Origin of the sequence: Alteromonas sp. LMIT006 (assembly GCF_024300645.1) — a bacterium.
GTDB classification, from domain to species: domain Bacteria; phylum Pseudomonadota; class Gammaproteobacteria; order Enterobacterales; family Alteromonadaceae; genus Opacimonas; species Opacimonas immobilis.
The window spans coordinates 1,998,236-2,024,058 of the sequence record NZ_CP101291.1 but is presented as its reverse complement, the minus strand read 5'-3'; the positions used below and the strand labels follow the sequence as shown (position 1 = coordinate 2,024,058).

Sequence of the window (25,823 nt, the reverse complement as noted above, 5' to 3'; positions counted from 1 at the left end):
TGAGGTATGTAAGGTGTGGATTAAATTTTTAGATATGCACAAATTGTAAGCATACGCCTACACCTTTAAACCATGCAATCAAACCAAAAAAGGAAGAAGTCTTGCTTGATATATACTCAGGTCCCTATGCCAAACAAAAAATTAGAGAAAATGGCTTCAATGCAGAATTGTTTGACACTATCTTAGGCGCATCAGGTGGACCAAAATGGTTTGTCTTAGCAGGTTTGGATCGGATTTTAGTCAGTGAATTTTTCGCCACTTGCAATCAATCCATCGACGTAATCGGAACTTCAGCAGGGGCTTTTCGTGCCGCCTGTATGTGTCAACGAGACTCGCGAGCAGCCATTGATCGTTTAGCGCATTTTTACTCAAATACCGTTTACTCTGACAAGCCTTCTCCGGCCGAAATATCGCAAAGTGCTGCAGATATTTTGGCAAAAATGCTGGGTGAGACGGGGACTCAAGAAATTTTAACCAATTCAAGATTCAAAGCTCACTTTATCGTTGCGCGCTGTAAAGGCTTGGTTGCGAGTGAAAACAGCAAGCTTCAAATGTTTGGTTTAATCCAAAGCGCGTTTGCTAATATGCGCTCAAGAACTCGGTTAACTCGATATTTTGATCGTGTTACATTTGGCACTCAGCGATTGAACATCATTGATCCTTACCGTTTAGGTAATCAATTTGTACCATTAACTGAAGACAACCTTGAGCCTGCGTTGCTGGCAAGTGGCTCTATACCTATGGTGATGAGTGGTATCTCAGATATTCCTGGGGCAGGACAAGGGATGTATCGCGATGGTGGTATCACAGATTACCACTTTGATTTGCAATTCTCTGAGCATCCAAAAAACGCTGGTTTAACGTTATATCCGCACTTTTATCCACGTCCTATCACCGGTTGGTTTGATAAGCGCCTTACGCATAGAATTCCCCATGCTGCTTCATACGATAATGTGGTTATGCTAGTGCCGAGTCGAGAGTTTGTTGCGTCCTTGCCGTATGGCAAAATCTCAGATCGCAATGATTTTGCAAAGATGACTCCTGAACAGAGGATCCCATATTGGCAAACTATTTTAAGTGAATCAGATCGTCTAGCTGAGTATTTTTTTGATGCGATTAAAACGGGGCGAATCGTTGATGAAATCAAAGATTTTGAATTTGCTGTCAAATAATGAGCAATTTACAGTTAATGCTTGCACAGCAATATTTAAAATGTATAATGCACGTCGACTTCGGGAGGACTGTAGCTCAGTTGGTTAGAGCGCATCGTTGACATCGATGAGGTCGGCGATTCGAATTCGCCCAGTCCTACCAAATCTCTCCTCGTTTCTCTTTCTTACTTGTTTTAAAGCATTCCAACTGCTAACTTGTATTCAAATAGCTAATACGGATTATTTTATGTTGAATGCAAAGCTTACGTTCGTTTTTGGAACTCTATTTTTATTCTCTTGTGGTGGAAGTTCCTCATCGAATTCTGTTGTTTCACCACCGTCTCCGGTTGTGTTACCTGACATTCAACCACCGACGTTATCCGTTGCGAAACTCAAACCAGCGAGTGCGACAGAATTACATACGCAATTAACCAATGGACTGTATTACGGGAGTACATCATCGCGAACGACAGCGTTACCGGTAGTAGCACCTAATATGTCGGATTCAGAAGCCACAGCAGCGCCTTCATTTTCACAAACCATCACGCAAGAATCCGGCGTCGACGAAGCCGATATCATAAAATACGATGGTGAATGGTTATTTATTACCACCCCAGAACACAATACAGTGAGAGCGTTAAGAAGAGAAGCTGATGGTTCATTAAGCTCGTCTCAATATGTGGCATTAGGTTTAGAAGAGGGGACTTATATTAATGGGCTATATCTATCTGCGGATCATTTATCTGTATTGAGCCGAAAAACGTCTTTTTCAGAGCAAGGACTTGCGCACTTTTGGTCTCCGGATGCAGAGAAATTTACTTTATCTATTGTCGACTTGAACTCGGCACATGGTTCACAAAGACTCCCCTCGAATGATGAAATACAAACAATACAGTTTGATGGGAATTTGATTACCAGTCGTCGCGTAGGCAATCAACTTATCTTGTTGAGTACTTATTGGCCGAGCAATGTTACGCTTCCTGTTGCAACGACTGACACACAGCGCCAAGCAAATCTTGAAACACTTTCTGTGATGCCAGTGGCTCAGTTTTTACCTACTTATGAGATGAATAATGTACGGGAGGCATTAGTTGATGAAGACTCCTGTTTTATCCCTGAAGATGCCACTGAGTTGAATGGTTATAGTGGTATGGTGACGTTAACGATCATAGATATTGCCGAGCCTACTCGAATTAACTCAATCTGTGTCAACGGTATGTACGACGGTATTTATGCAGCACAAAACGACTTGGTGATATTTGGGCAAAATTATGTTGTCGATGCCCAAGGTGACTATTCAGAGCAAACTGTGTTGCATCACTTTGCTGTTGCCAATGGAGCCATTGCATACAATGGTAGTGCTAATTTGGCTGGTCGATTAGATTGGAACCAACCACAGTTGCGTTTATCTATTTTTGATCAACAGCTAAGAGTGGTGACCACCGAATCGACTCAAGATGTCACAGATCGCTTTGATCATCAATTTTTTTCGCTCAGCTTATCCGCCCAAGATAGAACATTACCGGTGTTAGGAAGGTTACCAAATTCGACGTTTCCACAAGCAATTGGCAAGCCAAATGAAGACATCACCGCAGTACGCTTTTTTGGAGACAGAGCCTACGTGGTGACGTTTGAACGAATAGATCCTTTATATATCTTGGATCTGAGTGTACCAGGGCAACCCTTTATTGCAGGAGAACTAGAGATCCCAGGCTATTCATCTTACCTTTTACCATTGAGTTCTGAATATTTACTCGGCATTGGACAAAATATCGATCCCAATCGTTTTATCATGCAGGGAGATTTGGCGACTTCCATGCCTGCACCGATAGCAGAAGGAGCAAAAGTTGCTCTTTTTGATGTGTCTACGGACATACCTCGGCTAGTCAATGAAGTGGTCTATGAACAGGGGGCCACACCGGCAGAGTTTGATTATAAAGCCATTACTTATTTACCGTTATCGACTGCTGATATTCGGATTGGCTTACCCGTTCAAAGTTGGTCAAACGATAATGATATTTGGCGCAGTGAGAGTCGTTTGGAGTTGTTACAGATCTCACTTGAAAATGGAGGTGTCATAGATAGTCATGGACAGATTCAGTCACCAGAAGATACTCAATGGAGCGTTTGGCGAGATCGAGCCGTGTTTGTAGATGAGGATATTTATTACATTCATCATGGGGAGGTTTATCATGCTATGTGGTCCGCACCTTCGGTTTTAGTTGGAAGATACTAAAAATTAACGTTATCGAATACGGATTTTTAGCGTTGTAAATATCCTTGTGATAGGGCTATGTGGACCAATTCAGCGAGATCTTTGATGGCCAGCTTTTGTTTGATTTGCGTAAGACTATTGGCGACGGTTTTTTCATTGATCCCCAATGCTTGAGCCACGTTCTGTTTGTTTTGGCCATGGGCAATTGCCAAAAATATATCAAATTCTCTTTCGGTTAGCAGTTTACCTAGGTTGGGTTGTTCAGAGAGTTCTGCGCAGGCTAATTTGCTGGCAATTTCTGGCGTTAGATAAGTTTTGCCATTTAGAACCGTCGTGATAGCGGCTTGCATCATCTTTGGTTCACTGCGCTTGCTGATATAGCCTAACGCACCCGTTTGCATAGCCTGTTGAATCAAACTCGGTTCATCGTACATACTAAAAAACAAAATTTTGATATCAGGTTGTGACTGTAATAACTTTGTTGCAAGTGAGATCCCCGACATTCCACCTAAATTAATATCTAAAACAGCTAGAGAAAATGCCCGAGATGAGGCTATTGCTAAAGCGTCCTCACCGGATGCTGATTCTTGCACCACCGCATCAGGATAGAGCATTTGTACCAATGCACTATAGCCTTGACGAACCACAGCGTGATCATCAACAAGTAAAATATGTAAGAGGGAGTCTGTATTGCTCATATTTGATCAATCCTTTTTGAAACTTATCCTGATACGCGTACCTAGGTTAGGCTGACTGATTATATTCAGCTCACATCCGGCAATTCTGGCTCGTTCTTGTATTGAGTGAAAACCGACCCCTGATTTTACCTTATTAGGGATAAAGCCAAGCCCATTATCTTTTATCTCAATCAGCACCACATCATTGTTGGCTGATAGGCTACACACTATCTCAGATGCTTGGGCATGACGCAAAGCATTCTGAATGGCTTCTTGGCAAATTCTAAATATTTGAATATCACGGTCTTCATCGTCAAACCAAGTGTCGAGTTGGTTTTTCAGTAGAATAGCTACATCGGAATTTTCGTTGGCTGCTGCTATAAATTGCGCCAATCCCTTTTCAAATCCAAGACGACTTAGCATAACTGGATGTAGGGAGTTGATTAAATTCCTTGTATCTTCTTTTAGTGCCTCACACATAGTCGAGATTTTGGTTGCTATGTTTAACACATCTTGATTCGTTCCTAGCGTCGCTTGCAGCATATAAGCATTGACATGGATCCCACTGATGATTTGACTAACATTATCGTGTAATTCCATGGCAAAGTGACGGCGTTCTTGCTCTTGGATGTGAACTAATTGCTGTTGGATGCGATGAATGGTTTGTTCTTTTTCGTTGAGAACGCGTTTGACGCTGTAAAGAGTTAAAAATAACGCCAAGGCAAATAAAGCGAAAAATAGACCAATGGTGAATGCGATTTCATCGAGCTCAGAGGAGCCATCTGGCAAAATATAATAATGCTTTCCCTGATATATAAAGTGGGGCGCTTCATCCTGAAATTGATTTGAAATTTGTACGTGTCGACTTCGAGTCAAAAACTCATATAAGGCCTCTGGCGGCGTTTCTCGCTCTATGAGTAACTGGGCATTATTAAGTGCATTTTGAGTTTCTAACGTTACATCGTGGTTAGATAACTGCCAAAAACTGACGGTTGATACAATAAATACTAAACTGAAGATTAATATAATAAATAAATGTAATCGAGCAGTGGTCTTCATTGCATTGTTCGTTTAGTGTGAGTATTTCACACAATTGTAACAGATACTAAAGCACAAAAAATTAAAATTTCTATGTCGTTGGTGGGACCTATAAGAGGAGTTTTATCCACCCAAAAGGTTGTTTTCGGTTGTTCAAGATCTCAACACAAACTTTCTTCTGGTCAATGTGCAAGAGGCTCTCATCATCTTCCAGTCGGCGACATTGAGCATAGAGAAAACAATTCTTGCCACGTTGTGACATGTGCTGTGATGGTTTTTTTAAACTCAGCGTGGTGCGTTTGCGTGTGAGCTAAGATAAACGCTTTCATATCGGGATGCAGAGCGGGCTCATCTAACAGTTTTTGCCATGCTGAGCTTGATTGCTCATGAGCTCGAAAAATGGTACTTGCCAGCGGCTGTATATAATCGATAAAAAACATCAGCATCACATTGCGTAATATATCCAAATTGATTTGTGCAACTCGACAATTGACGTTCTTACTATAACTGTCTAATACCTTGGTAATACTGGGAAGAACTTGGATAAGATACTGTTGTGAACGCCATATTCGAGCCCAAACTTGACCTTGCTCAAGTATTTGCAAATGCGTATTCATCTCAGAAATATCGACCACTTTAGCGTTATCCATATTCGAAATATTCGCTAGGTAGTGAATTGCAGCAATGCTTTGTGTGATTTCGGTCGTGGTTTGCTCAGTGCCAATAAAGTCTGAAGCAAAGCTTAACCCAGCAATTATAGCGCGACTATTTTGCAGCATATCGGCAAAAGTGAGCGGTAAATTGGTTGTTTTAATTGTCTGTAAGCGTTTTAATTCATTGTTTAAATCAATATTGTCAGCTTTTATCAATTCACTACATTGCGCTAGCGTTTGCAAAAGCTGTCTCTCGTAAGCGTAGCGTAGCTCTGGCGCTTCCACCTTGCCTAAAGTTGTATTTCGCTGAGCAACTAACGTGGCGAGTGGGCAGCCTTTGATAGCATAGAATTCTCGCAAATTTAACGAAGTGGAAGGGATGTTAATTTTTCGTTTCGATGCGTTTGGAAAACCCAATGCCAAATTAGGCGAGGGTAAGTGAGTCTCTGATTCTGTCACTCTGGCGATGCGCTCAGCGTAACTCTCCATTTTTTTTTCCAGTGTTGTTTGCCCAGAACAACCGACTAAGCTAAGACAAAATAGGAAAAGTTTAAGGTTATTGTGCATGTAACCGTTCCTTTATGGCTAATAAAGTTTGCTCTGTTGCGCCTTGCATCGCTTTTTCAGCCAGCCAATCTGGAATAACGCCACCTGGGTGGGCGCTGGCAAGATAATTCAATTCATACCAATCATCGTGTGAATGTGCCATTGACCATTGCGCGCTCACGTTGCGCAACATCACTCGATTTGGATGGATAGGAAAGTTCTCTGATATATCTTCAACCAAAATTGATAAATGATCGCGATTTGCACTGAATTGATGTGTAGAGCGAGTAAACATCTCACGGTCTAGTAATGGCCAGGGGCTATTTAATAGCGTATGGACAATGCGTACAGAAGGAGATTGGCTTGGATAAATAGTGACGGCTTCGCAAGTTGCAAGCCAAGAACAATCGAGGTTAGCTGAGTCGAGAAGCGCCAAAAATGCATCAGGCGATGCTTGAACATAGACCTTTGCATTAATTTTGATCAGGTTATCAGACCTTTTAACCGTTACCAGAATTTCTTGTGTATCAACCGTCGTTTGCCATTCGTCAGCGTTTGCATGAGCAACAACACAAAAGAGAATGATAACTGTCCAAAATATCTGTTTCGTATCACGTGTGCCAAAGATTGATTGCATGCTCGCTCTTATCCGCTTTATAATAGTTGTTTTTATAATGATACATGTGGCACTACGTAGGTGTCACCACTGTAAAGGATCTTTCATGCCAATAATTACCTTACCCGACGGTTCTCAACGTGCTTTTGACAATGCCGTCTCAGTTTTAGACGTAGCAAACGACATCGGCCCCGGTTTAGCCAAAGCAACCATTGCCGGAGTTGTGGACGGCAAACAAGTGGATGCCTGCGATCTTATTACCCACGATGCCCAGCTTCAGATCATAACCGCACGTGATGATGCCGGGCTTGAAATTATTCGTCATTCATGCGCTCACTTATTGGGGCACGCGATTAAGCAATTATTTCCCAACGTAAAAATGGCGATTGGTCCGGTCATTGACAATGGCTTTTATTACGATATAGATCTAGATCATTCCCTTTCACAGGATGACTTAAACAAGCTTGAAAAACGTATGCTCGAGCTAGCCAAAACGTCTTATGATGTGATTAAAAAAGTCGTATCGTGGGAAGAAGCGCGCAACACATTTGCCTCTCGTGGTGAGAGTTACAAAATAGAAATCCTTGACGAAAATATCGGCCAAGACGAAACACCAGCGTTATACCATCATCAAGAATATACGGATATGTGTCGTGGCCCGCACGTACCAAATATGCGCTTTTGCCAACATTTCAAAATCATGAAAGTTGCAGGGGCCTATTGGCGTGGTAATTCTGATAATAAGATGTTACAGCGCATTTATGGCACAGCTTGGGCTGATAAAAAACAATTAAAAGCTTACCTCAATCGACTCGAGGAAGCTGAAAAACGCGACCATCGCAAAATTGGTAAATCTCTAGATTTATTCCACTGGCAGGAAGAAGCGCCAGGAATGGTATTTTGGCATAATGACGGTTGGTCTATTTATACTGAACTCGAAGCATTTGTCCGCAAAAAACTACGCGAATTTGATTATCAAGAAGTAAAAGGCCCATTAATGATGGACCGCGTTTTGTGGGAAAAGTCTGGACATTGGGATAAGTACGCTGAAAACATGTTTACCACGGAATCTGAAAAACGTGAATACGCAGTAAAACCAATGAATTGTCCAGGACATGTGCAAATTTTTAATCAAGGCCTTAAATCTTATCGGGATTTGCCATTGCGTATGGCTGAATTTGGTTGTTGTCACCGCAATGAACCATCTGGTGCATTACATGGATTGATGCGTGTGCGTGGTTTTACTCAAGATGATGCACATATCTTTTGTACCGAAGAGCAGATCTTAGAGGAAGTCTCTCAATGTATCCGTATGGTTTATGATACGTATGCGACGTTTGGCTTTGAGAAGATTGTTGTCAAGTTATCGACTCGTCCAGAAAAACGCGTGGGCAGCGATGATATTTGGGATAAATCCGAAAAAGCACTCGCTGATGCACTGCATGCTAACGACATTGAGTTTGCTTACCAACCAGGTGAGGGGGCTTTCTACGGTCCTAAAATCGAATTTACTCTCTATGATTGTCTCGATCGTGCGTGGCAATGCGGCACGGTACAACTTGATTTTTCTATGCCTGGACGATTGGGTTCAACTTACGTTGCCGAAGATGGTGAGCGTAAAGTACCGGTGATGATTCACCGAGCCATTCTGGGCTCATTAGAACGTTTTATCGGAATTCTTACTGAAGAATATGCTGGTTTTTTCCCAACATGGTTGGCGCCACAACAGGTTGTGGTGATGAATATTACGGATAAACAGTCCGAATATGTACAGAAAGTCGTAAAAACATTACAAAATAATGGAATTAGAGCCACTTCAGACTTGAGAAATGAGAAGATAGGCTTTAAAATCCGCGAGCACACATTAAAGCGTGTACCTTATATGCTTGTCGTTGGTGACCAAGAAATGGCCGACCAAGCAGTTGCTGTTCGAACTCGTCGCGGTGTCGACCATGGTAAGATGGCAACAAGTGATTTTATCAGTCAAATATTGCAAGATATTGCAGATAAAAAAATAGATTAATTTTTCGGAGGATTAGCAGATTAAAGGCGCTAACAAACAAGGCCAGAGCGATAAAGCTCGGATCAATGATGAAATTTCGGCTAAAGAAGTACGTTTAGTCGGCAAGGATGGTGAGCAGGTTGGTATTGTGACGCTCAGTGAAGCACAAGCAATTGCTGACGAGAATAGGTTGGATTTAGTTGAGATCAGTCCCAACGCACAGCCTCCTGTTTGTAAGATCATGGATTATGGCAAGTTTCTCTTCGAAAAGAGTAAGGCTCTAAAAGAGCAAAAGAAAAAGCAAAAGCAAATTCAGGTCAAGGAGATTAAATTTCGCCCTGGCACTGATGAAGGCGATTACCAGGTCAAACTGCGCAACCTGCGTCGCTTTCTAGAAGGTGGTGATAAAGCTAAGGTCACAATCCGCTTCCGCGGTCGTGAAATGGCGCACCAAGAGATCGGTTTGGATCAGCTAAATCGCGTAAAAGAAGATTTAGCGGACATTTCAACCTGTGAGGCATTCCCAAACAGAGTGGAAGGTCGCCAAATGATCATGGTGCTCGCCCCACTTAAGAAGTAGTCTCGGTTTACAAGTTTAGTACCTGCACAGTATTAACACCGAACTGCAAACATTAACCTCAGTTCATCTGCAACGGACTGGTATTTAACAATGCGGAGTTTTAGCAATGCCTAAAATGAAATCCAACAGTGGAGCAGCCAAGCGTTTTCGCAAGACAGCGTCTGGTCGTTTCAAAAGTAAACAGTCTCACTTGCGTCACATTTTGACCAAAAAGAGCTCTAAGCGTAAACGCCACTTACGTGGCAAAAAATTAGTTCATACTGCGGATACAGCACTTATCCAACGTATGTTACCGTACGTTTAAGAGGAGACTGAATCATGGCTAGAGTAAAACGCGGTACTATTGCACGCGCTCGTCATAAAAAAGTATTAAAGCAGGCCAAAGGTTATTACGGTGCACGTTCACGTGTTTACCGCGTAGCGGTCCAAGCTGTCACAAAAGCTGGTCAATATGCTTATCGTGACCGTCGTCAGCGCAAGCGTCAATTCCGTCAATTATGGATTGCACGTATCAACGCTGCGTCGCGTCAAAATGGTTTATCGTACAGCCGTTTCATCAACGGTCTGAAAAAAGCGTCTGTCGAAATCGATCGTAAGATCCTTGCTGACATCGCAGTACACGATAAGAACGCTTTCACTGCCTTAGTCAATGCGGCTAAAGGTGCGTTAGCATAAGATAAACAACTAAGCTTAAGTTTTTGGAAAAACGTCGAAGCGGATCTTCGGCGTTTTTTTTTGCTTTGTTATTCTAATTTTCCTTGATTTTACAGTGTGCTAGCGAGCAAGTTGGTGTAAAATATACAACAATTTATACCTCAGCTTTATTACCGTGCCTCGACGGCTGGTACAATCAAAAAAATTGGGAATCCACATGGAATTACAAGCCATTGTAGAACAGGCCAAACAAGCCATCGAAGCAGCCAACGATGTTGCTTCTCTAGACGCAGTTCGCGTTGATTATTTAGGTAAGAAAGGTCATATGACTGAGCTCATGAAAGGCATGGGTAAATTATCTGCCGAAGAGCGTCCAGTTTTTGGTCAAAAAGTCAATGCAGCAAAGGGGGAGATCCAAACTATCCTCACTGCCAAAACGCAAGCACTTAAATTAGCTGAGATGAATGCTAAATTAGCCTCTGAAAGTGTGGATGTGACTTTACCGGGTAAGCAACAAAATGTGGGTAATGTACACCCAGTATCTCGCACTATCGCTCGCATTGAATCGATTTTTGGTGAATTGGGCTTTGCGACGAAAACGGGGCCGGAAATTGAAGATGGTTTTCATAATTTTGATGCGCTGAATATTCCTAAGAATCACCCTGCAAGAGCGGATCATGATACGTTTTATTTCAATCCGGATATGATGCTACGCACACAAACATCGGGCGTCCAAATCCGCACCATGGAACAAGAAGCGCCGCCAATTCGCATCATTTCACCTGGCCGTGTATATCGCAACGATTATGATCAAACCCATACTCCGATGTTCCACCAGGTGGAAGGATTGATGGTTGATAAAGATGTTTCGTTTACTCAACTAAAAGGCATTTTGCATGATTTTCTGCAGCATTTTTTCGAGCGTGAATGTCAAGTGCGGTTCCGTCCTTCTTATTTTCCATTCACCGAACCTTCTGCTGAAGTGGACGTGATGGATGAAAATGGTAAATGGCTTGAGGTGTTAGGATGCGGCATGGTACATCCTAATGTGCTGAAGGCGGTGAACATTGACCCGGAACAATACACTGGATTCGCTTTTGGTATGGGCGTAGAACGCTTGACTATGTTGCGCTATGGCGTTAATGACTTACGCGCATTTTTTGAAAACGACTTGCGCTTCTTGCAGCAGTTCAACTAAGGAGATAATGCGATGAAATTTTCAGAAAAGTGGTTACGTGAATGGGTGAATCCCGCATTAAACACAGAAGAATTATGTGAACAAATTTCTATGGCTGGTCTTGAAGTTGATGGCGTTGAGCCAGCAGCAGCTGACTTTAGCGGTGTGTTAATAGGGGAAGTCGTTGAGTGCGGTCAGCATCCTGATGCTGACAAATTGCGCGTGACCAAAATCAACGTCGGCGCAGATGAATTACTGGATATTGTTTGTGGCGCTCCGAACTGTCGCCTGGGCCTTAAAGTTGCCGTTGCATGTGTTGGTGCGGTTTTACCGGGTGATTTCAAAATCAAAAAAGCCAAATTGCGCGGACAACCATCACACGGGATGTTGTGCAGTTTCTCCGAACTCGGTATCAGCGACGATCACGATGGTATCATTGAATTACCAGTGGATGCGCCGATTGGCAAAGATATTCGTGAATATTTACAACTTGATGACAACATCATTGAAATCGACTTAACTCCTAATCGTGCCGATTGTTTGGGCATTCGTGGCGTGGCTCGTGAAGTCGGCGTATTAAATCAACTCAGCGTTTCTGAACCTACAGTACCAGAAATTATTGCCTCTACCGATATTCAAAAACCGGTACACTTGGATGCACCAGAAGCATGTCCCAAGTATTTAAGTCGAGTCATTTCAGGTGTGGATTTATCAAAAGCCTCGCCGCTATGGTTACAAGAGAAATTACGTCGTAGTGGTATTCGCTCTATTGATCCTGTGGTAGATGTGACCAATTATGTTCTGATTGAACTGGGTCATCCGATGCACGCTTTTGATGCGTCGAGTATTCAGGGTGATATCCATGTTCGATTTGCCAAAGAAAATGAATCCTTGGTTTTGCTTGATGAAAGTGAAGTCAAGGTGAACTCGGATACACTCGTGATCGCGGATGAACAAAAAGCGCTTGCATTAGCAGGTATCTTTGGTGGTTTGCATTCTGGTGTGACTGCACAAAGTACCGACATTGTTTTGGAGTGTGCGTTCTTTGCACCCGATGCCATTTTGGGTAAAGCGCGTCAATATGGTTTGCATACTGATGCTTCACATCGTTATGAACGCGGTGTCGATCCTGCTTTGCAAGACCAAGCAATGGCTAGAGCGACGCAGCTTTTACTGGATATCGTTGGAGGTGAGGCCGGTCCCGTTTTTGTGGCTGAAGCGGCTGAATTTGTGCCACAAGCAAAACGTGTTAGCTTACGCGCTGAGCGCTTGACACGCGTGGTTGGTATTGAGTTTGAAAATGCACAAGTGACCGAGATTTTAGAACGTCTAGGCATGGCTGTATCCTTCGAGAATAATGTTTGGCAGGCAACGGTACCCGCGTATCGCTTTGATATCGAGATCGAAGAAGATCTGATTGAAGAAGTAGCGCGAGTGTATGGGTACAATAATATTCCTAATGTTGCGCCAACTGGACAACTGGCAATGTTACCTCGCCAAGAATCACAACTGGGTGTGAATTCGTTCAAATCTGTATTACTCCAACAAGGCTATGATGAGGCGATTACTTATTCCTTTGTCGATCCCAAAAAACAATCTGTTTTGTTCGCAGATCAGGCGTCATTAACACTTCCTCATCCCATTTCTGCTGATATGTCAGTGATGCGTGTGAGTTTAATCACCGGTTTGTTAGATGCTTTAGCATATAACCAAAAGCGTCAACAAGCGCGTGTGCGTCTATTTGAAACTGGGCTTAAATTTACGCTAGATGCGAATTCAGAAAACGGCGTAGCGCAAACGCCTATGCTTGCTGGTGCAGTCATTGGTAAAGTCACTGATGAGAACTGGCAAGGTTCAGAAAACATTGATTTTTTCAGTGTCAAAGGCGATGTAGAAAGACTGTTGTCATTGACAGGTCGAGCTGCTGAGTTCAATTTTGTGCCAACTCAACAAGCACACCTGCATCCAGGCCAAGGTGCTGATATCGTCTACTGTGATGAGGTTGTTGGTTTTGTTGGTGCCTTGCATCCCCAATTTGAGAAAATTTTTGGTCTAAAATCACGAGCGTTTGTTTTTGAGATCACTTTGTCAGCGATTTCTCAACGCGCTTTACCTAAAGCTCAGCCAGTATCTAAATTTCCAACGAATAAACGCGATGTAGCAATCGTGGTGCAAAATGACATTAGCTTTGCTACTATACAAAAGTCCGTAGAAAAAGTTGGCGTAAATCAACTAGTTGACCTAACATTGTTCGATATATACCAAGGCGAGGGCATTGCTGAAGGGTATAAAAGCATGGCAATGACGTTAACGTTTAGTGACGCGTCTAAGACTATGGAAGATGCTGAAATTCAAGCTGGCTTTGAAGCAATCATCGCTGGTTTACAAAGTGACCTTGGGGCAACGTTAAGAGAGTAAAGCACATGGCATTAACCAAAGCAGAAATGGCTGAACATTTAGTCGAAAAACTTGGCTTAAACAAGAAAGAGGCAAAGGATTTGGTAGAGGCTTTTTTTGAAGAGATCAAGCAAGCTCTTGAAGATGGGACTCAAGTTAAGTTATCTGGTTTTGGCAATTTTGATTTGCGCACTAAGAGTGAGCGACCAGGTCGAAACCCCAAAACAGGCGAAGATATTCCGATCAAAGCTCGTCGTGTGGTGACCTTTAAACCAGGGCAAAAACTCAAATCCCGTGTGGAAAATGCACCGCCTCCAAAATAACCCCCCATATTTTTACATTCTGATTGCGGTAGTCCTTACCGCAATCCTTTATGTTGTCATTGACTGGTTTACCCAGCCTCGCCAATTAGAGTCTTCCGTATCGCCTTCAGGTGTGTCTATGACACAGCTTTTAAGTGTCCCTGAAGTCACTGAAAAGGCGTTGTTTTCTGTGGTTGAGGACAACCCCAAGATATTGCTCGAAGTACAGACTGAACTTGTTGCAACCGCCGAAAAACTCGGTTTTAGCGACTCTCAGTTGTCTTTCTTAGCGTCTGAACCGCTTTTGGATTATTTGAGGTATCATGCTAAACGCGAAATGTTTAATACTGCTGTACACCGTGCTTATATTAACCTTGAGAATATTGATGATATTAAAGCACAATACCCAGAAGCGAGAGATTTGTTTAAAGACGCTGAGCAACTCATTATTCGGCGTAATCAATTAATCGAACAAATCGCGCTATCTCTTGCCAATCAAGACGGCCTCTCGGTTCCCACCAAGGCCCATTTTCAGGAAGCCGCGACTTTATGGCGACAAAAAATGGTTCATTCGAGCTAAATAATTCTTTAGCCTTTTTAAATATGCCGAAACGACGTTAGTCGCAAGAACTTTCTTTATCGTCACAACGCTTCAATGATATGGTGAGTCAGTTCCACGTCAGTTAATCGGTTTGAGTCGTAAAGTATGAGCAGGTGCGCCCGGTAATAACGGACGTTTGCTGTGAGCAGCATAATCATCAAAGCCCTTGCGATAAAAAGGTGATAATGGATGCCCTGATTGTCCACCAGGAACCGTCATGATGGCATCTTCCCAACGACCTGGGGCAATGATAAAACGCTGTGATGCCCCGTGGTTGCCATTTTGTACTGCTGGCATATAGCTATCACCAAAGCCCGCAATCACTGGCATATCGAGCCAACCGGATAAAATCGGTACTTGCTGACTGATGGGATGGCGAATATTCAGAGCATTGACTGTCCCCCATGTATATTGTTGAATATCTGAGCCGTGTTTGTTTAATAATTTGACAATGGCTCTATCATAACTGCTCCTGAGCATTGCCGCATAATCGGATGCATCGTCAGGTAACCAGGATATAGGTTGTTGCTGCAGGATCTGTCTTAGTGCCGGCTCTAAATGACGATTGATGGGCCAAAACTCTACGTCGCGTTTTTTTAACGCAAAATACAATGGCGCAAATACGGTATTAACCACTTCAGAGCGAAATTTCCGAGCCAATGTATAACCTACGTCAGAAGAACACGCACAGGCCTGCCAGCGCTCTAATATGTCAATATCTGTTGCGTATTGCGCGGGTGTTTTGCGCAAAGTATCAAGTAATAAGTCACGCCAGTAACGAATAAACAAGGCTCTATTGTCTAGCTGCAATGCCATAAAGTCAGTTTCAGTAAAACTATCTTTATTGAGCAAGCGTTGGGCAATTTGTTCACCTCTGATCCCCAAGGCATAACCACCATCGCCGAAGCGAGTAATTTCATCGCTCGATAATACTCGAGCATTTGCCGTCCAGAGCTTAGGATATTGTGGAGAGCGATAAATAGGAGGAGTCATTTCAGGTAACTGCCAAGCATCGTCATAGCTCAGCGGTGATATGGCTGTTGCTTGTTTGGGTGTCCTCTGCGTGATGGCACCGGTTGGACGATAGCTGATGTTGCCAGTACGGTCTGCGGCCATCATATTTTGGACTGGGATACGCACATTCGCCGCAATAGCATGCAATTCATCAAGTTTTTTTGCTTCAGCAAAATCCAGTAATGCAAAATTATTAGCATAGGGTTTGTGTGCCACCCAGCTTAATGCATAACGCTGTTCGCCTATGCTCTTGACTGGCCCAAATTCGGACATTTCAATTGTGTATGCTTCGTTACCTTCTGGTGTGAATATCGTTTCAACCACCTCGGTAAGCTGGACATTTTCGGGTAATCGTATCCAGTCAACGTTATCCAAATTGGCGTTAGTAAATCCCCATGCCACATTAGGCGTGGCACCTACCACAATACCTGGTGCGCCGGGTAACGAAACTCCTGCCACCTCGGTTTGGATATAGTCTAATTTGGCTTTGTACCAAATCGCCGGGACGTTCAAACCCAGGTGCATGTCATTGGATAATAATGACAAACCATCTGGTGTATGCTGGCCTGATACTGCCCAGTTATTACTGCCAATATCCATATCGCGGTCAGCAAAATCATGCTGAATATTCGCTTGTTTTTGAGTTTGCCGATCGGTACGGGCTGATGAAGCGCTCGTTGGCAGTTTAGGGATCGGCGCTTGGCTAAGAGGGATGTCGATTTGATCCAAGGACGCTTGGGCAAAAGAGGGTTGCAACACAAAATCGACCATCGCTGAACCAAATTCTTCTTCCACTATAGTCAGAGCCAAATCGCGTTTGACTTGTCCACCTTGTAAATCTAGATACATCGAATAGATAACTAGCAACGAATCTTCAGGTACCCACGGCTTTATCTCAGCGCCGACTAACCAATATTCAAATGGTTTCGTGGACATCTCTGCAAGCGCTTGATTGACGCCTTGAGCATAGCGTTGCAAGGTCAGTTGTTGTGATTCAGGTAGCGAGGCGAAAATGACCTCGGCACGCTGCCTAAATTGATGAAAACGCGCTTTTTTGTCTCGGGACAACGCCCCTTTGCCAAACAGCTCAGACAACTCACCCGCGGCATTGCGTCGCAGTAAATCCATTTGAAACCAGCGGTCTTGAGCATGTACATAGCCTAAGGCATACATCGCATCCACTTTTGATTGGGCTTGAATATTTGGTACGCCATATTCGTCGCGATGAATAATGACAGAATGTTGGATATATGAATGTTCTTTCTCGCCATCGATTACGGGTAAGGACTTTTCAACCACTACCCAAACCATACCGATGGCAATGAGGAGTATACCGATAACAACTAAACAGATGATTTTAACCAGGCGCAAAACAACTCCTATGAGAATTTATTGTATTTTTTTGTAATACCATAGCTTAAAATGCAAGTATTAACACATCTTTTTTTGCAACGATATGCACCCAATTATGCTTGATGTGGCGGGCTATGAGCTGTCCGCTGAAGATAAAGAAATTCTTGCTCATCCATTAACGGGTGGGGTAATTCTATTTGCACGGAATTATCATGAACCCAAGCAATTGAGTGCATTAACACAGGCAATGCGTAAGGCTGCAGGTAAGCCATTGCTGATTGCGACTGATCATGAAGGGGGCCGTGTGCAACGCTTTCGTGAGGGATTTTTTGGATTACCTGCGATGAACAAGCTCGCCTTTACCGCACAACCACAAGAGGCTGCTCGCTGCGCGGGTCAGATTATTGCCTATGAATGTTTTGCTCACGGTGTTGATTTGGCACTTGCGCCGGTATTAGATATTAATGGTATCAGCCAAGTCATTGGCGATAGGGCGTTTGGATCGTCGGTTGACGACATTATCGAGCAAGCCAAAGCTTTTATTGCAGGGTTGAAAGACATCGGCATGGCTGCAACGGGGAAACATTTTCCCGGTCATGGCAGTGTTGTGGCAGATTCACATATTGATCAGGCCATTGACAGTCGTGCTTATGCACTGATTGAACAGCAGGATATGCAGATATTTGCCAACATCATCAACAGTATAGGGCTCGATTCAGTGATGCCCGCACATGTGATTTATCCTGCAGTAGATGAGCAACCTGCTGGCTTTTCTCGCATATGGTTACAAGATATCTTGCGCAACAAATTAGGCTTTAATGGGGTGATTTTTTCCGATGACTTGGGCATGCATGCCGCGCAGGTGGCGGGCGACATGGCGCAAAGAGTAATGACAGCACTGCATGCAGGTTGCGATATGGCGCTGGTATGCAATGACCGACAAGGCGTCATTCAAGCGCTCGACAATGTGCCTTATGATACAGATAGTCTCCAACAGTATTCGAGCCAGCCTCAGGATTTGATCCACAGTGTACACACACAACTTGAACGTCATCAATATCAATATGAGAACGCTAAGCACAACTTAACTAAACTGTTACTTCCTTTGTCTGAGTCTGAAAGTTAACCCAGCGCGCCGCCACAAACAAGTAATCGGACAAGCGATTGATGTATTGTAACACAGCAGGAGGCACGTCGTTATCATGTGCTAGATGCACCAAATGTCGTTCTGCCCGTCGAGCCACGGTTCTTGCAACATGCAGTTGCGCGGCTGCAGTATGCCCCCCGGGTAAAATAAACGTAGTTTGTACGGGCAATTGTGCGGTCATTTCGTCTATTTGCGATTCAAGCGTGCTAACTTGTTGCTCGGTGAGTTCTGCATCGGCAGATAATACAAATCCCAAGGTGAAGAGCGCCTGTTGAATACTGGGCAAGTCCAACGCAACATCACGATAGAGACTGTGTGCCAGACCAATATGTGCATTAAGCTCATCAAGCGTACCATACACGTCCAACAGCACATCGTCTTTGTTGCGACGCTCCATATCTTGTAAATACACTTGGGTTTGTCCTTGATCCCCTGTTTTAGTATAGATCTTCATGCTCTATGGAAACCTCTTTTACCGGGCGTTTATAGCGACGTAACTTAACAATCATGCCAAAATAAGGATGGTCAAAATAATGCACCTGCTGTGAAATGATTCGACGTCGTTGTTTAAATTCATGTGGGAGCAGTAGCCCATTTTCTAGGGTATAAAATCCCAAATGCGCATCAATGTGCAGGTATGGAACACCATTCACATACCGAATAAATACGTTAAATATTCCGTCTAGTTCAAATTGAGCTTGGGTATATTCTACTTCGGTGATGGGGTCGATTTGATCGGAATAGATGACGGTATCTGGTGCGGTGAGATTCGCGCGGATTTGAGCAGGTAAGTCATACTCAATATTTTGCACAGTGTTAATTGCCGTTTCCTCGATCTCGGTATTATCCTCACTGATGGGTATGATCTCGGGTGTTACGTAGGTTAAGTTTGTTCCAGCAACTATCCTGATTGGAGTCGCGTTTTCTTCACCGACCATTACCGGTTGTCGCCACACAGAATGGAGCAGAGGGGTTGTGGTTTTGTCCCAGCGTATATTTTTATACAGCTCGATTAGCTCCCTTTCTGCTGCGGGCAAAAAATGTATGGTGTCAGGATAAGGAATGATGACTCCATCTATGATGACCGGAACGCGATTAATGTCTTCTAATGATATAGCTGGAATGGAAATTGGCTTAAAGGGTAGCGCCTCAGGTCGGCAATGAATCAAAGCCTGAATTGTTTCGGTATCACACACTGGCAGCGCCAGATATAACCAACGTAAATTCGGCAAGAGTTGGTCGAAAAATAAGCTGGAATTGGATTGAGCCACATCTATTTTGAGATTGGAAGCAAACTGTTCTTGCACTTCTTCAGGAGCGGAATTGTACTTGAATATCAATACTTCAACGTCAAACCACCAGTCTATAGTGTCGTTTTGTTGTGCATTCGCAAAATTGAAGTTTAGACCAATAAAAACAAGGGCTACGAGCAATGCTTTTATGGTTATGTGTAACTTTTTTTGGTGCGTATCAAAGCTCATTTAAGCCGCCAATCCTTCTTCATAGAATCCTAATAATAATTGTTCCACCCATTCAATTCGAGCCGCTGCAAAGGGGGCAGATTGATTTACAATTAACTTGGTTGGGCCAGCAAATTGATAAATATTCGGTTGCGATTGCACCAGCTTGATCAACCAGCCAGGGTTAATTTTGGCATCTTGCGCAAATTCCACCATACCACCTTTGGCGTTCGCTTCAATCTTTTTAATGCCAATGTGCTTGGCGATAAGTTTAAAGCTGGCTAACATAAATAAGTGTTTTGCCGCCTCGGGCAATAAACCAAAGCGGTCAATCAGCTCTACTTGTAGCTCATCAATGCTTGCTTGGTCTTGGCATGAAGCAAGTCGCTTATAGATGGATAAACGCATGTTGACATCGCCCATATAATCTTGGGGTATCAAAGCAGGGATGCGCAGTTCAATTTCACTATCATCGCTAATACTTTCGGTCAGAACTGGTTCTTTTCCTTCTTGAATCGCTTTTACCGCTTTATCTAACATATCCATATAAAGGCTGAAACCAATTGACGCGATTTGTCCAGACTGCCCATCACCTAATAGTTCTCCTGCACCGCGGATTTCTAAGTCGTGTGTAGCCAACGCAAAACCTGCACCGAGATCTTCTAGTGAGCTAATGGCTTCGAGACGCTTCGCCGCATCTTTGGTCATGCGCCGCGGGTGAGGAGTTAGCAAATATGCATAAGCTTGATGGTGTGAGCGTCCAACACGGCCTCTGAGTTGGTGTAATTGTGCTAGACCTAGATGGTCGGCTCTATCCATAATAATGGTATTGGCAGTGGGGACGTCGATACCGGTTTCTATGATCGTAGTACATAGTAATACGTTATAGCGCTGATGATAGAAATCATCCATAACGGTCTCGAGTTCGCGCTCTTTCATTTGCCCATGACCAACCGCAATTCTAGCTTCGGGTGTGATTTCGAGTAACTCTTGACGGGTTTTTTCGATAGTGGCGATATCGTTGTGCAAAAAATACACTTGTCCACCACGCAATAATTCGCGCATAATGGCTTCGCGAATGATGTCTTCTCGTCGCTGCATCACAAAGGTTTTGATTGGCAAACGTTTTGCTGGTGGGGTTGCGATGATAGATAAGTCTCTCATCCCACTCATGGCCATGTTCAAGGTACGAGGTATCGGCGTAGCTGTCAGCGTGAGAATATCTACATCCGCGCGCAGCGCCTTAAATTTGTCTTTTTGTCTGACCCCAAAGCGATGTTCTTCATCAATGATGACCAGACCTAGATCCGCAAATTTGACATCCGCAGAGAGTAACTTGTGAGTTCCGACTACGATATCCGCTTGACCACTGGTAATTTGTGCGAGAGTGGCTTTTTGTTCTTTGGCTGAGCTAAATCGTGATAACACTTGGATATTAAATGGCCAATCATTAAAGCGATTTACAAAATTCTCAAAGTGCTGTTGGGCAAGTAGGGTAGTCGGTACGAGTATTGCGACTTGCTTGCCTTGATGCGCGGCGATAAACGCTGCACGCATAGCCACTTCGGTTTTGCCAAAGCCCACATCCCCACAGACTAAGCGATCCATGGTTGAAGCACTTCCCATATCATTTAATACCGCTGCAATGGCTTGCGCTTGATCTGGGGTTTCATCATATGGAAAGCTATTGGCAAATTGCTGATAAGCATCCCAATCAATGCCATGTGCATAGCCTGGTTTGGCGGCGCGCTGCGCATACACATTGAGCAATTCTGCGGCGACATCGCGCACTTTTTTAGCGGCTTTTTCTTTGGCTTTTGACCATGCATCTGAGCCAAGAGCATGTAATGGAGCATGTTCTGGATCACCACCGCTGTATCGTGATATGGCGTGCAATGAAGCTACCGGTACGTAGAGTTTGGCCCCTTTGGCATACTCAATGGCCATAAACTCGGTTTCTACGTCACCTGCAGCAATGATTTCGAGTCCGATAAATCGTCCCACTCCGTGATCAATATGCACAATGGGTTGCCCCGCACTGAGTTCTGCGAGGTTGCGAATGATCGCGCCTTCATCCGTCGCTTGACGCTGGTCGCGTCGCCGCTTCATAGTGATTTGATGGCCGAGTAGTTGCGTTTCGGTGATAAAGACTAACGTTTCGCGCGTATCTTTATAGATAAATGAATGCTCAACTCTGCCCACCATAATACTGACAAGGCTGGAACATGAAAATGCGTCACTAAAATGCGCTATGCTGACCGGTTTTAACGAGGTTTTTTTGAGCAGTTGCAGTAGGTTTTCTTTACGGCCTTGGGTTTCTGCACAGAACACAACCCGCGTGCTGGCCGGACAGCTTTTAATGAAGTTATCCAAGGCCATAAACGGGATTTTTTTGCTGCCATCAACGGCGATTTCAGGCACAGGTAAACACCCAAAATTCTCTCGACTCCCTTTACTGGCAGTTTTGCTCTCACTGAGGCTGATCCGAGCAAAAGCCTTGAACAGCCCAAAGCAAGTGTTTTTATCCAAATACAGTTTCTCTGGTGCGAGCAAGGGGCGCTCGACATTGTAGCGATACTGCTCATAGCGGTGAGATAAATCTTGCCAAAAGCGCTGTGCCGCACTTTCTAGATCTTCATCTAACATCAACAGAGTGTGCTTGGGAAGATAGTCAAACAACGTGGACGTTGTCCCAAAAAATAGGGGCAAGTAGTATTCCACGCCTCCTGGCATCATACCTTTGGTAATTTGCGTAAACGCCGAATCTTTGCTCGTGTAATCAGGAAATAATTCTAGATACTGTTGACGAAATAAGGTTAACGCATTGCTATCAGTAGGAAACTCTCTGGCTGGTAAGAGTTTAATTTCATCAACTGCTTCGCCAGAACGCTGGTCAGAAGTGTTAAAAAAGCGAATAGAGTCAATTTCATCGTCAAACAAATCCACCCGAAATGGTTTATCTGAGCCCATTGGGAATAAGTCAATGATTGAGCCTCGGACGCTGAATTCACTGTGACTCATCACTTGTGATACATGCAAGTAACCGGCTTGTTCGAGTTGCAGGCGAAATGCGTTCACATCTAAGGTTTGTCCGCGCTTGAGGTATAACGCATAGTGCGCAAGGTAGTCGGTTGGCGCAAGACGTTGCAGTGCCGTTTTCATTGGCACAATAATGCATTGAATATTGCTTTGCGTCAGTTCGTATAATGTTTCTAGCCGTTGTGAAACGATATCTTGATGTGGAGAAAAATGGTCATACGGCAAAGTTTCCCAGTCTGGAAAAATCTGAATGTGTATTTTTGATTTAGCAAAGATCGGAATCTCAGTTGCTAAACGCACCGCACTGTTCATCGTTGGCGTTAAAATAACGATTGGCCGCTGTTCAACTTCAAGGGCTTGAGCGATGGCAAGTGCCTTGCTTGCTCCGTGTAATTCGCCCCATCCTAAGTGAGGGGGAAGTTTGCCGACACCTACCTCATCGGGTAAGGTAATTGATAAAAATGAACTCATGTATGATTAATTTGCTTGTTGTCAATGTCTCAGTTGTTCAGATTGCTGATGCATGGTTGCACGCACGAGTGCTTCTTGGTCATATTAGCGGGTCCGACTATACAAAGTAGATAAGAATGCGGTACCGTCTTCTTGTTTTTGTGATAACTCAGACATAGTTTTCTCGCTAAACATCCGATAATGGCTTATTATGCCTGAAAAAACATATTGCTACTACGTTCAACGCAGAATTCTATACATCTATGTTTAATGAGTCACAAGCTGGATTATTCGCGAGTTTTTTCATTGGAATGCGCTATGCCAAAGTAGCTCGTCAGCATAAGCACGCCCGTGCCACACCTAAATTTTTGGCTTTTGTTAATTTCTTTTCAGTATTGGGTCTGACCCTTGGTGTGATGTCTTTGGTCGTGGTCATGGCGGTGATGAGTGGCCTGGAAGGGCAGCTCAAGGATCGTATGCTCAATTTGGTTCCTCATATCTTAATTGAATCAGAAGAACCACTGCAATTGCCCTCATCGATTCTGCGCTCACAAAGTTTATACCATGAAGCTCAAGCCTTAGTACAAACGCAACAAGATATTGCTCCGATTGTGGTGCAAGGGATGGCGACACAAGTGCTAAAAGATGAGATTGAACTAGATAGATACATTGTTGCTGGTGATTTCTCTGACTTCGCTAGTGATTACCACATTGTCTTGGGGGCGGCATTGGCTAGACAACTCAATGTGACCGCGGGCGATCAACTGCGTATCATCGTGCCCAGTCAAAGCCGTTACACCCCGTTTGGGCGGTTCCCATTGCAACGTTTGATCACGGTTCAAGCCGTTTACCAAATGCTCACTAATGCCGATGACTATATGGTCTTTATGCCATTGTCGAGTGTGCAAAAATTTTCCCGCAACGCTCCCACTACCCAGCGTTTGTTTTTGACTGATGCGTTTGCTTTGGGTGAAGTGAATCGTTTTTTGGCAGGAATGCAATACAGCACTTGGCGCGAACGAGAAGGGGCGTTTTTTGATGCGGTGCGGATGGAGAAAAATCTCATGAGTATGATGCTAAGTCTCATCATTGCCATTGCAGCATTTAACATCATTGCCGCATTGGTTATGCTGGTTAATGAAAAACACGGTGATATCGCCATATTGCGTACCCAAGGCATGCCCAATCGAGCGATTATGCTCATTTTTATATTCACGGGACTCACTAACGCACTTAAAGGCACATTATTAGGTTGCTTTCTTGGTATCGTGGTGGTTTACAGCATGAATCCATTATTACTGGCTATGGATGCACCAATAAGCTTAGCGGTCGATGGCGATCCGGTCCCTTATATTTTGCACTTATCTGATGTGGCTAAAGTCATTTTTGGCGCGGTTGGGCTGTGCTTAATTGCAACCATTTTGCCCAGTATTCGCGCCCTTAAAGTACAACCTTCTGAAGCTTTGGCTAGTGAATAATTTGAGCCTTTGATTAACCCACAGTATAATTTGGGTAATTCAAAAATAACGTGAAACCATCATGACAGATAAAGTGTACATTTCGGCACAAGCGCTGCTACAAGATTCTTTTCGTTTAGCTCACCAAGTTTATCAAAGTGGGTTTGTACCTGATTTTATAGTGGGTATTTGGCGTGGTGGTGCACCGATTGGCATTGCAGTGCAAGAATATTTTGAATACAAAAATATCATGACCGATCACATTGCGGTTCGCACATCATCTTACTATGGCATTGGGCAACAGGCGCGTGAAATCAAAGTACACGGTCTGCACTATCTCATCGAAAACGCAAATGCTGAGCATTCTCTACTGATTGTCGACGATATCTTTGATTCTGGTCGCAGCGTCGAGGCGCTCATTAATCAAATTCAAACGCAGATGCGCAAAAACACGCCTGAGCAAATCAAAGTTGCCTGTCCATGGTACAAACCTGCAAATAACAAAACCCAGCTATTGCCTGATTATTACATTACTGAAACGTCGGATTGGGTCGTATTTCCGCATGAGTTAACTGGCATCGACAAATCCGAACTTCTCGCTGGTAAATCAGATTTAGCAGGCTTAGAGGATATTCTTTAAAGGCATAAATAGCTTATTTTTCTGGGTCAAAATAATGGTCGTCTTTGAACGTTTTGACCCAATGAGGCCTGTAAATGATGAGTAATGTCATCGTCATACCATTGAGCATGGCTTCTGGAAACAGCAATAATGGGATCAATACCAAGAAGTTGTCATTGACGATTTGCCAAGTATGCACGCCATCCAACACATAAAAACCGCCTAAGAAAAACATCTTTAAAGCAATCATCAGTGCACCGGGGAAAAACGCATTGATAAAAACATACACAAATAAATGACGTGGTACCCGGTGAAAGCTAAAAGAGTATATGGCGTAGGTCAGGGCAATCGGCAGGGCAACTCCGAGCAAACCATTTGCACCAAGCATTTCCCAGCTCTCTTTTCCTACAAGAGTGGTCGCAAACAATGCGATCCCCCCAATGAATAATGCGTAGCGAAAGCCCAATGTCAACGTCAGTGCGGACAACCACAAAAAATGCACGTCTAAGCCTTCATAGATCCCGGCACGAAACAGCCACAAAATAAATATAGAAGCACCTGCCCCAAATACCAGATGTTGTAAAAAAGGCGTTTGGCGAAATTCTAGCCAATCAATGTGGCGGTTATTCCAGACATAGAGCGTAATAAATCCAGCTAAGGCAATCCATGTCATGA

The 25,823-nt window shown here is 43.7% G+C and carries 22 protein-coding genes and 1 tRNA gene; 14 read left to right on the top strand and 9 right to left on the bottom strand.

What is annotated here, in order from left to right:
• Positions 1 to 101: 101 nt before the first annotated feature.
• The 3 genes from NLG07_RS09400 to NLG07_RS09390 all read left to right on the top strand — a co-directional run bounded on the left by NLG07_RS09400 (position 102) and on the right by NLG07_RS09390 (position 3,387).
• The gene (locus NLG07_RS09400) at positions 102 to 1,172 is read left to right on the top strand and encodes a patatin-like phospholipase family protein (RefSeq protein WP_254855205.1); all 1,071 of its coding nucleotides are present in this window, start codon (positions 102 to 104) and stop codon (positions 1,170 to 1,172) included.
• Between the two features lie 65 nt (positions 1,173 to 1,237).
• Positions 1,238 to 1,314: transfer RNA gene (locus NLG07_RS09395), tRNA-Val, on the top strand.
• A gap of 84 nt (positions 1,315 to 1,398) precedes the next feature.
• Entirely contained in the window at positions 1,399 to 3,387 is a 1,989-nt protein-coding gene (locus tag NLG07_RS09390; protein ID WP_254855204.1) for a beta-propeller domain-containing protein, read from the top strand.
• Positions 3,388 to 3,413: 26 nt separating this feature from the next.
• On the opposite strand, the gene NLG07_RS09385 is transcribed toward NLG07_RS09390, so the two are convergent.
• The 4 genes from NLG07_RS09385 to NLG07_RS09370 form a co-directional block, all read right to left on the bottom strand.
• Entirely contained in the window at positions 3,414 to 4,064 is a 651-nt protein-coding gene (locus tag NLG07_RS09385; RefSeq protein WP_254855203.1) for a response regulator transcription factor, read from the bottom strand.
• 6 nt (positions 4,065 to 4,070) lie between these two features.
• On the bottom strand, positions 4,071 to 5,102 hold the full coding sequence (locus tag NLG07_RS09380; protein WP_254855202.1) for a sensor histidine kinase: 1,032 nt from the start codon (positions 5,100 to 5,102) through the stop codon (positions 4,071 to 4,073).
• 182 nt (positions 5,103 to 5,284) lie between these two features.
• Positions 5,285 to 6,301, bottom strand: a complete 1,017-nt coding sequence (locus NLG07_RS09375) for a DUF3080 family protein (RefSeq protein ID WP_254855201.1) — start codon at positions 6,299 to 6,301, stop codon at positions 5,285 to 5,287.
• The gene (locus tag NLG07_RS09370) at positions 6,291 to 6,917 is read right to left on the bottom strand and encodes a hypothetical protein (RefSeq protein ID WP_254855200.1); all 627 of its coding nucleotides are present in this window, start codon (positions 6,915 to 6,917) and stop codon (positions 6,291 to 6,293) included. The genes NLG07_RS09375 and NLG07_RS09370 overlap by 11 nt, the downstream gene beginning before the upstream one ends.
• Before the next feature lie 85 nt (positions 6,918 to 7,002).
• Between NLG07_RS09370 and thrS the strand changes: the two genes are divergently transcribed.
• The 8 genes from thrS (at position 7,003) to NLG07_RS09330 (ending at position 14,588) form a co-directional block, all read left to right on the top strand.
• A complete protein-coding gene (thrS, locus tag NLG07_RS09365) occupies positions 7,003 to 8,919 on the top strand; it encodes a threonine--tRNA ligase (protein WP_254855199.1) in 1,917 nt (638 codons plus the stop codon).
• A 19-nt stretch (positions 8,920 to 8,938) separates the two neighbouring features.
• A complete protein-coding gene (infC, locus tag NLG07_RS09360) occupies positions 8,939 to 9,478 on the top strand; it encodes a translation initiation factor IF-3 (protein WP_254856849.1) in 540 nt (179 codons plus the stop codon).
• A gap of 106 nt (positions 9,479 to 9,584) precedes the next feature.
• The gene (gene rpmI / locus NLG07_RS09355; RefSeq protein ID WP_254855198.1) at positions 9,585 to 9,782 is read left to right on the top strand and encodes a 50S ribosomal protein L35; all 198 of its coding nucleotides are present in this window, start codon (positions 9,585 to 9,587) and stop codon (positions 9,780 to 9,782) included.
• Between the two features lie 14 nt (positions 9,783 to 9,796).
• Complete coding sequence (gene rplT, locus NLG07_RS09350; protein ID WP_254855197.1) at positions 9,797 to 10,153, top strand: 50S ribosomal protein L20; 357 nt, start codon at positions 9,797 to 9,799, stop codon at positions 10,151 to 10,153.
• A gap of 196 nt (positions 10,154 to 10,349) precedes the next feature.
• Entirely contained in the window at positions 10,350 to 11,330 is a 981-nt protein-coding gene (pheS, locus tag NLG07_RS09345) for a phenylalanine--tRNA ligase subunit alpha (protein ID WP_254855196.1), read from the top strand.
• A gap of 12 nt (positions 11,331 to 11,342) precedes the next feature.
• Positions 11,343 to 13,727, top strand: coding sequence for a phenylalanine--tRNA ligase subunit beta (pheT, locus tag NLG07_RS09340; RefSeq protein WP_254855195.1), 2,385 nt, complete (start codon positions 11,343 to 11,345; stop codon positions 13,725 to 13,727).
• 5 nt (positions 13,728 to 13,732) lie between these two features.
• The gene (locus NLG07_RS09335; RefSeq protein ID WP_254855194.1) at positions 13,733 to 14,029 is read left to right on the top strand and encodes an integration host factor subunit alpha; all 297 of its coding nucleotides are present in this window, start codon (positions 13,733 to 13,735) and stop codon (positions 14,027 to 14,029) included.
• A gap of 118 nt (positions 14,030 to 14,147) precedes the next feature.
• A complete protein-coding gene (locus NLG07_RS09330) occupies positions 14,148 to 14,588 on the top strand; it encodes a hypothetical protein (RefSeq protein ID WP_254855193.1) in 441 nt (146 codons plus the stop codon).
• 99 nt (positions 14,589 to 14,687) lie between these two features.
• Here the strand turns inward: NLG07_RS09330 and NLG07_RS09325 are convergent, their stop codons facing one another.
• Positions 14,688 to 16,994 (bottom strand): penicillin acylase family protein, encoded by a 2,307-nt coding sequence (locus NLG07_RS09325; protein WP_254855192.1) that lies wholly within the window; start codon positions 16,992 to 16,994, stop codon positions 14,688 to 14,690.
• Positions 16,995 to 17,091: 97 nt separating this feature from the next.
• Between NLG07_RS09325 and nagZ the strand changes: the two genes are divergently transcribed.
• Positions 17,092 to 18,102 carry a beta-N-acetylhexosaminidase gene (gene nagZ / locus NLG07_RS09320; protein WP_254855191.1) on the top strand — a complete coding sequence of 337 codons (1,011 nt, stop codon included), beginning with the start codon at positions 17,092 to 17,094 and terminating at the stop codon, positions 18,100 to 18,102.
• Here the strand turns inward: nagZ and NLG07_RS09315 are convergent.
• The 3 genes from NLG07_RS09315 to mfd are packed head-to-tail and all read right to left on the bottom strand — an operon-like array spanning position 18,065 to position 23,093.
• Positions 18,065 to 18,577 (bottom strand): cob(I)yrinic acid a,c-diamide adenosyltransferase, encoded by a 513-nt coding sequence (locus tag NLG07_RS09315; protein WP_254855190.1) that lies wholly within the window; start codon positions 18,575 to 18,577, stop codon positions 18,065 to 18,067. The two genes, nagZ and NLG07_RS09315, sit on opposite strands and share 38 nt — an antisense overlap.
• Positions 18,561 to 19,604: a CsiV family protein gene (locus tag NLG07_RS09310; protein ID WP_254855189.1), complete on the bottom strand. Its 1,044-nt coding sequence runs from the start codon at positions 19,602 to 19,604 to the stop codon at positions 18,561 to 18,563. Before NLG07_RS09310 ends, NLG07_RS09315 begins: the two co-directional genes overlap by 17 nt.
• Positions 19,605 to 23,093 (bottom strand): transcription-repair coupling factor, encoded by a 3,489-nt coding sequence (mfd, locus tag NLG07_RS09305; protein ID WP_254855188.1) that lies wholly within the window; start codon positions 23,091 to 23,093, stop codon positions 19,605 to 19,607.
• 242 nt (positions 23,094 to 23,335) lie between these two features.
• Here mfd and NLG07_RS09300 point away from each other — a divergent pair, with 242 nt between their 5' ends.
• Together NLG07_RS09300 and NLG07_RS09295 are read left to right on the top strand one after the other, a co-directional pair.
• Positions 23,336 to 24,550, top strand: a complete 1,215-nt coding sequence (locus tag NLG07_RS09300; RefSeq protein ID WP_254855187.1) for an FtsX-like permease family protein — start codon at positions 23,336 to 23,338, stop codon at positions 24,548 to 24,550.
• Positions 24,551 to 24,611: 61 nt separating this feature from the next.
• On the top strand, positions 24,612 to 25,169 hold the full coding sequence (locus NLG07_RS09295; protein WP_254855186.1) for a phosphoribosyltransferase: 558 nt from the start codon (positions 24,612 to 24,614) through the stop codon (positions 25,167 to 25,169).
• A 13-nt stretch (positions 25,170 to 25,182) separates the two neighbouring features.
• Here NLG07_RS09295 and NLG07_RS09290 read toward each other — a convergent pair whose 3' ends face one another.
• Positions 25,183 to 25,821, bottom strand: a complete 639-nt coding sequence (locus NLG07_RS09290; RefSeq protein WP_254855185.1) for an energy-coupling factor ABC transporter permease — start codon at positions 25,819 to 25,821, stop codon at positions 25,183 to 25,185.
• Positions 25,822 to 25,823 lie beyond the last annotated feature (2 nt).

Excerpts from the sequence above, each read along its gene's own strand:
- NLG07_RS09390 (WP_254855204.1), top strand. The coding sequence starts at position 1,399 with ATGTTGAATGCAAAGCTTACGTTCGTTTTTGGAACTCTATTTTTATTC.
- NLG07_RS09385 (WP_254855203.1), bottom strand. The coding sequence starts at position 4,064 with ATGAGCAATACAGACTCCCTCTTACATATTTTACTTGTTGATGATCAC.
- NLG07_RS09380 (WP_254855202.1), bottom strand. The coding sequence starts at position 5,102 with ATGAAGACCACTGCTCGATTACATTTATTTATTATATTAATCTTCAGT.
- NLG07_RS09375 (WP_254855201.1), bottom strand. The coding sequence starts at position 6,301 with ATGCACAATAACCTTAAACTTTTCCTATTTTGTCTTAGCTTAGTCGGT.
- NLG07_RS09370 (WP_254855200.1), bottom strand. The coding sequence starts at position 6,917 with ATGCAATCAATCTTTGGCACACGTGATACGAAACAGATATTTTGGACA.
- thrS (WP_254855199.1), top strand. The coding sequence starts at position 7,003 with ATGCCAATAATTACCTTACCCGACGGTTCTCAACGTGCTTTTGACAAT.
- rpmI (WP_254855198.1), top strand. The coding sequence starts at position 9,585 with ATGCCTAAAATGAAATCCAACAGTGGAGCAGCCAAGCGTTTTCGCAAG.
- rplT (WP_254855197.1), top strand. The coding sequence starts at position 9,797 with ATGGCTAGAGTAAAACGCGGTACTATTGCACGCGCTCGTCATAAAAAA.
- pheS (WP_254855196.1), top strand. The coding sequence starts at position 10,350 with ATGGAATTACAAGCCATTGTAGAACAGGCCAAACAAGCCATCGAAGCA.
- pheT (WP_254855195.1), top strand. The coding sequence starts at position 11,343 with ATGAAATTTTCAGAAAAGTGGTTACGTGAATGGGTGAATCCCGCATTA.
- NLG07_RS09335 (WP_254855194.1), top strand. The coding sequence starts at position 13,733 with ATGGCATTAACCAAAGCAGAAATGGCTGAACATTTAGTCGAAAAACTT.
- NLG07_RS09330 (WP_254855193.1), top strand. The coding sequence starts at position 14,148 with ATGACACAGCTTTTAAGTGTCCCTGAAGTCACTGAAAAGGCGTTGTTT.
- nagZ (WP_254855191.1), top strand. The coding sequence starts at position 17,092 with ATGCTTGATGTGGCGGGCTATGAGCTGTCCGCTGAAGATAAAGAAATT.
- NLG07_RS09315 (WP_254855190.1), bottom strand. The coding sequence starts at position 18,577 with ATGAAGATCTATACTAAAACAGGGGATCAAGGACAAACCCAAGTGTAT.
- NLG07_RS09310 (WP_254855189.1), bottom strand. The coding sequence starts at position 19,604 with ATGAGCTTTGATACGCACCAAAAAAAGTTACACATAACCATAAAAGCA.
- mfd (WP_254855188.1), bottom strand. The coding sequence starts at position 23,093 with ATGAGTTCATTTTTATCAATTACCTTACCCGATGAGGTAGGTGTCGGC.
- NLG07_RS09300 (WP_254855187.1), top strand. The coding sequence starts at position 23,336 with ATGTTTAATGAGTCACAAGCTGGATTATTCGCGAGTTTTTTCATTGGA.
- NLG07_RS09295 (WP_254855186.1), top strand. The coding sequence starts at position 24,612 with ATGACAGATAAAGTGTACATTTCGGCACAAGCGCTGCTACAAGATTCT.
- NLG07_RS09290 (WP_254855185.1), bottom strand. The coding sequence starts at position 25,821 with ATGACATGGATTGCCTTAGCTGGATTTATTACGCTCTATGTCTGGAAT.